General features: G+C 73.4%; 2 protein-coding genes. Both read right to left on the reverse strand.

Annotated elements, in window-relative coordinates; all coding sequences use genetic code 11:
- A partial coding sequence (locus Q2100_RS26055; protein ID WP_302916396.1) for a glycerate kinase occupies positions 1–627 on the reverse strand: 627 nt, incomplete at its 3' end.
- On the reverse strand, positions 624–1441 hold an 818-nt coding region (locus tag Q2100_RS26060), incomplete at its 5' end, for a 2-hydroxyacid dehydrogenase (protein WP_302916397.1). The genes Q2100_RS26055 and Q2100_RS26060, both read right to left, overlap by 4 nt.

The following is a 1441-nucleotide window of genomic DNA, read 5'->3' on the forward strand; positions in this document are numbered from 1 at the left end:
CCCGAACACCGCACTCGCACCGCCCGGGCCCAGCAGCGGCGCGGTGACGTCGCACGCCAGCCGGAACTGCGCGTCGGCCAGGCGTGGGTCCAGTCCGGTCAAATCGACCCGGTCGAGGCGCTCGAGTGCGGCGCCACCCGGTGGCAGGGGAGCGCCTTCGGCGTCGAGGAGCACCGCTCCGAGGGCGGTCAGCATGCCGGCGCCCGCGTCGTTGGTGGCCGAGCCGCCGAGGCCGACCAGGAACTCGACGGCGCCGCGGTCGAGCGCCGAGGTGATCAGCTGGCCGACGCCGAACGTGCTGGCCCGCAAGACGTCCCGCTCGGCGGTCGCGATGCGCTCCAGCCCGGCGGCCGCGGCCATCTCGATGACGGCCAGGCCGCGGTCTGCGACGTAGCCGTACGTGGCGGGCACCGGCCGGCCCAGTGCGTCGGCGACCTCGACGGTGACGTGGCTGCCCCCGAGGGCGTCGACCACCGCGTCGACGGTGCCCTCGCCGCCGTCGGCCATCGGCACCCCGACGCACTCGGCGTCGGGAAGTGCGGCCGCCACGCCGTCGCGCATCGCGGCGATCGCCTCGGCGGCGGTCATCGACTCCTTGAACGAGTCCGGTGCGAGGACGATCTTCATCGGACCGGTGTCAACGCTTCGCGACCGGACAGCACGGCGTCGACGTTGTCGGCCGCCAGGATGCCCATGGCATCGCGCGTCGCCTCGCCGGCGCTGGCGATGTGCGGGGTGAGGACGAGGTTGGGCGCGTCGAGCAGTGCGGGATCGACATGGGGTTCATTCTCGAACACATCCAGCGCGGCGCCACCCAGACGGCCCGCGTGCAGCGCTTCGACGAGTGCGCGCTCGTCGACGATGCCACCGCGCGCGGTGTTGATCAGGTAGGCCGTCGGCTTCATCGCGTGGAGTGCTGCCGCATCGATCAGGTGGTGGGTCTGCGGTGTCAGCGGCGTCAGCACGGTCACCACGTCACTCTCGGCGAGCAGCGTGGCGGTGTCGACGAACGTGACACCGTCCTCCTCGGTCCCGGGCGTGCGACTCCGGGCCACCGCGAGCACTCTCATGTCGAAGGCCTTCGCGCGGGAGGCCACGGCGCGCCCGATGCGGCCGTAGCCGAGCACACCCAGCGTGGCGCCCGCGCTGACGTCGAGGCCGACCAGCATCCGCGGCCCCCAGACCCACGGCTGCCGGGAGCGGATCAACCGGTCGCCCTCGAGCACCCGCCGGGTGGCCGCCAGGATCAGCGCGAAGGTGTGGTCCGCGGTGGCGCGGTCGAGCACGCCGGGGGTGTTGGTGACGACGACTCCGGCGTCGGCGGCCGCCGGCACGTCGATGTTGTCGTAGCCGACGGCGACGTTCGCGACGATCCGCAGGGCCGGGCCTGCGGCGGCGAACACCTCGGCGTCGATGCGCTCGGTCAGCGTGACGACGGCCG

This window comes from Mycolicibacterium arseniciresistens, from assembly GCF_030519285.1.
Lineage (GTDB): Bacteria > Actinomycetota > Actinomycetes > Mycobacteriales > Mycobacteriaceae > Mycobacterium > Mycobacterium arseniciresistens.